This window comes from Phenylobacterium sp., assembly GCF_036677185.1.
Taxonomy (GTDB): domain Bacteria; phylum Pseudomonadota; class Alphaproteobacteria; order Caulobacterales; family Caulobacteraceae; genus Phenylobacterium.
Window position 1 is genome coordinate 1 of record NZ_JAKFEN010000007.1, and the last position, 3382, is coordinate 3382.

Consider the following 3382-nt stretch of genomic DNA (forward strand, 5'->3'; position numbering starts at 1 on the left):
GGCGGACAGGTCGAGCTTCATGAGCGCGTCCACGGTCTGCGGGGTGGGGTCGACGATATCGAGCACGCGCTTGTGCGTGCGGATTTCGAACTGCTCGCGCGACTTCTTGTCGATGTGCGGCGAGCGGTTGACGGTGAATTTGTTGATGTGCGTCGGCAGCGGGATAGGCCCGCGGACGGTCGCGCCGGTGCGCTTGGCCGTATTGACGATCTCGCGTGTGGAATGGTCCAGCACGCGGTGATCGAAGGCCTTGAGCCGGATGCGGATGTTCTGACGATCCATATCGCTCTTCAGTTTCCCCTACAGACGGCGGCCCGTCCGCGTGACTTTGACCATTTCAAAGACCAACCCGAACGCCTCAGAAGAGACGCACGTACGCGTAAGTCCGCAAAAACGAGATAGGCCCGCGCGAACAACCGCGAGGGCCTTGCCCCGAAACCCCAGCATTTCTGCCAGTTTCCGGGTCGTTCCGCGAACCGCGTCTGTGCCTCAAATCGCTTCGAAGCACACAGCCGGTCCAACAGGAGGCGCGTCTATACGTGTGCGACTCGGAGTCGTCAAGGGTCCGCTGCCCGCGCCGGGAAGCATCCCTGACGCTCCGGGCCGAACGTCCTTCTCCCCGAGGGGGAGAAGGAACGCCAGCGCCCTTGCGGCCGCGCCCTAGCCGATGGTGACGCCGCCCGAGCCCACGATGGACTTGGAGATCTCGCCCTTGACGGACTTCACGTGCACGTCGCCGGAACCGGCGATGCGCGCCTTCAGCGACTGGGCCGCGCCACCGAAGCTGACGTCGCCCGACCCGGCCACCGACACGGTCATGGCTTCGGCGGCGCCGCCGGCGACGGTCACGCCGCCCGAACCCGCGATCTTGACGTCCAGGGGACCATTGACCGAGGCCGACCAGACGTCGCCGGAGCCGGCGATGTCGATATCCAGGGCGCCGCGGATGTCCTGGGTCTTGATGTCGCCGGAGCCGGCCACCCGCAGGGTCGCCTGGCCGGCCGAGCCGACCCTGGAGTCACCGGATCCCGCCTGGTTGAGCTTCAGGCGGCCCTCGACATTGGCCACGGTCCAGTCGCCGCAACCGGCGTTGGAGAGCTCCAGGCTGGCCGACTTGCCGACCGTGCCGAACACCGCGCCGCCGGCCTCGATCTCGGCGTCCTTGGGCGTGCGGATCACCACCTGGGGCATGTCTTCGTAGCGGATCGTGCCTACCCCGCCGACGCGGACCGAGACGTGGCCGCCTTCGCTGTTGCAGTTGCGGATCTTGCGGTCGAGGTCGCCGTCGATGATGGTCTTGCCGCCCATGGTGCGGATTTCCAAAGGCAGCTCGGGATTGGTGGTCAGGAACTCCACCTTGATGTCGCTGCGGGCCTCGGGGATCACCGTGACGCGGGCCACCGCATCCTTGATCTCGACCTCAGCCGCCTGGGCCGCCCCCGCCGCCAGAGCCAGACCGAGACCTGCGATAATGACTTGAAGACGCATGGGTCTCCTCCGTTTCGTGTTGAACAACCCGAAGCGGACGGTAGGCGGCGCGTCCCCCTGGGTCAGCTTAATTCGAGGTCATGACCCTGGCGTCATCTTGGCCTGGTCTCAAACAGCTTCAGCAGCCGTTCGTGACGCCACTGCTCACGCGCCTTGTCGCTGGCCGCCAGCAGGTCCGCGCAGGGGCCTGGACGCGGGGTCGCCGCGCCGATCTGGCCGGCGCAGGCCTTGGCCGGACGGCTATAGATGTTGGGATCGCGCCACAGCCCCTCCCCCGCCAGGAAGGAGAAGGCGAGCGCATTGCGGGCCGAGCGCTTCAGGTCGTCATAGCCCGCGCCCTGGTCGCGCACGGCGCGGGCGTACTCCCCCGACAGGTCGATGCGCAGGATGCCGGCGTCGTCGGTCGAGAGGCTGACAGGCACGCCGCGCTGGCGCAGCCAGCCATAGGGGTGTTCAGGCCCCGACAGCTCCAGAATCACGTGGTTGGAGGTCAGGTTCACCTCGACCAGCACGCCCTTGGCGGCCATCTCGGCGGCCAGGGCCTCGGCCCCGTCCTCGTGCGGCAGGTCCACCCCATGGCCGATCCGCCGGGCGCCGGCGACCCGCACCGCCTCGGCGATGTGGAAACGCAGGTCCTCGGGCGTGGCGTATTTCAGGGTGAGCTCGCCGGCGTGCAGGGCGACCGGGACCTTGCGGCCCCGGTCGGTCAGGGCCTCGACCATCCTCATGTGCAGCCGGTAGTTGGCGATGGAGGCCGGGTCGTCCTCCGGGGCCACCATCTGCAGCCCGACCCAGCGCTTGTCGGCCCCGACCAGGGCGACGCCCAGCTGCAGCTGGGCGAAGGTGACCTCGGGCGGCAGCACCCGGATGGTCTGCATCAGGTAGCGCACGGTGACCTGGCAGCCCTTGGCGGCCTGGGGCGTGCCGCACTTCAGGATCTCGCGAGCGCGGGCCTCGGTGGCGTCGGTCTCGGCGATGGCGGCGGCCAGCAGCTTGTCGAGGCCGGCGGCCTCCGTAGCCGCCTGCTGGGCGGCGAGGTCGCCGCCCTTCCACCCGACCTTCAGGCCCAGCCCGTAGGCGGCCGCGCCCTGCGGCGTGGTCATGGCCTCGATATAGAAGGTGTCCTGCGCCGCCAGGCTTTCCATCACCGCAGCCAGGACGTCGCCGGAGCGCAGGTTGTTGGCCGCGCCGAACCGGCCGAACGAGCCGAAGAACTGGTCGTGGCCGGAGCGGTCGCGGAAGTCGGGGTGGCGGGTGGTGAAGCTGTCGATCAGGGCGACCCGCAGCTCCGGGTCGGCCATGGCCGCGGCGGCCGGCCTGTAGTCCCCGGTGGCCGGACAGGCCTGGCGAACCGCGAGCGCCTTGACGTCGATGCAGAGGCCGTCAGCGGCCGCCCATTGCAGCAGCGTCTCGGGGAAGACCGCCGCGCCGATGTGATTGTGCAGCTCGCCGCCCTTGGGCATGGCCTTGGTGAAGGCGATCAACTCGCCGCCGGTCATCGCGCCGACATCCGGCGCCGCCTGGGCCGTTCCGCAGGTGAGCGCCAGCGCTAGGCCCGCCGTCCAAGTCCTCAGCCCCATGCCCCGTCTCCTTTGCCGCAAGCGGCCCGAGCGGGGGAGTCGAGTCAAGACGCGGCGCCGCCGCCAAAAGAAAAGGCCGCCCGGGTTTTCCCCGAGCGGCCCGATCTCTAGGTCTGGAAGGTCGAGACTATTCGACGATCTTGGCGACGACGCCGGCGCCGACCGTGCGGCCGCCTTCGCGGATGGCGAAACGCAGGCCCTGGTCCATGGCGATCGGGGTGATCAGCTCCACGTCCAGCTCGGCGTTGTCGCCCGGCATGATCATCTCAACGCCTTCCTTCAGCTTGATGATCCCGGTCACGTCGGTGGTCCGG

Annotated in this window: 3 protein-coding genes and 1 pseudogene; all 4 read right to left on the minus strand. The window is 68.8% G+C overall.

Annotated elements, in window-relative coordinates:
• A partial coding sequence (rpsJ, locus tag V6M51_RS00925) for a 30S ribosomal protein S10 (protein ID WP_332763831.1) occupies positions 1-282 on the minus strand: 282 nt, incomplete at its 3' end.
• Positions 283-660: 378 nt separating this feature from the next.
• Positions 661-1488, minus strand: coding sequence for a GIN domain-containing protein (locus tag V6M51_RS00930; protein ID WP_332763833.1), 828 nt, complete (start codon positions 1486-1488; stop codon positions 661-663).
• Positions 1489-1580: 92 nt separating this feature from the next.
• Positions 1581-3068 carry an adenosine deaminase gene (locus V6M51_RS00935; RefSeq protein WP_332763835.1) on the minus strand — a complete coding sequence of 496 codons (1488 nt, stop codon included), beginning with the start codon at positions 3066-3068 and terminating at the stop codon, positions 1581-1583.
• 127 nt (positions 3069-3195) lie between these two features.
• A pseudogene (gene tuf, locus V6M51_RS00940) lies at positions 3196-3382 on the minus strand (elongation factor Tu); the annotation flags it as partial.

Coding starts and splice junctions, on each gene's coding strand:
- V6M51_RS00935 (WP_332763835.1), bottom strand. CDS start 3,068: ATGGGGCTGAGGACTTGGACGGCGGGCCTAGCGCTGGCGCTCACCTGC.
- V6M51_RS00930 (WP_332763833.1), bottom strand. CDS start 1,488: ATGCGTCTTCAAGTCATTATCGCAGGTCTCGGTCTGGCTCTGGCGGCG.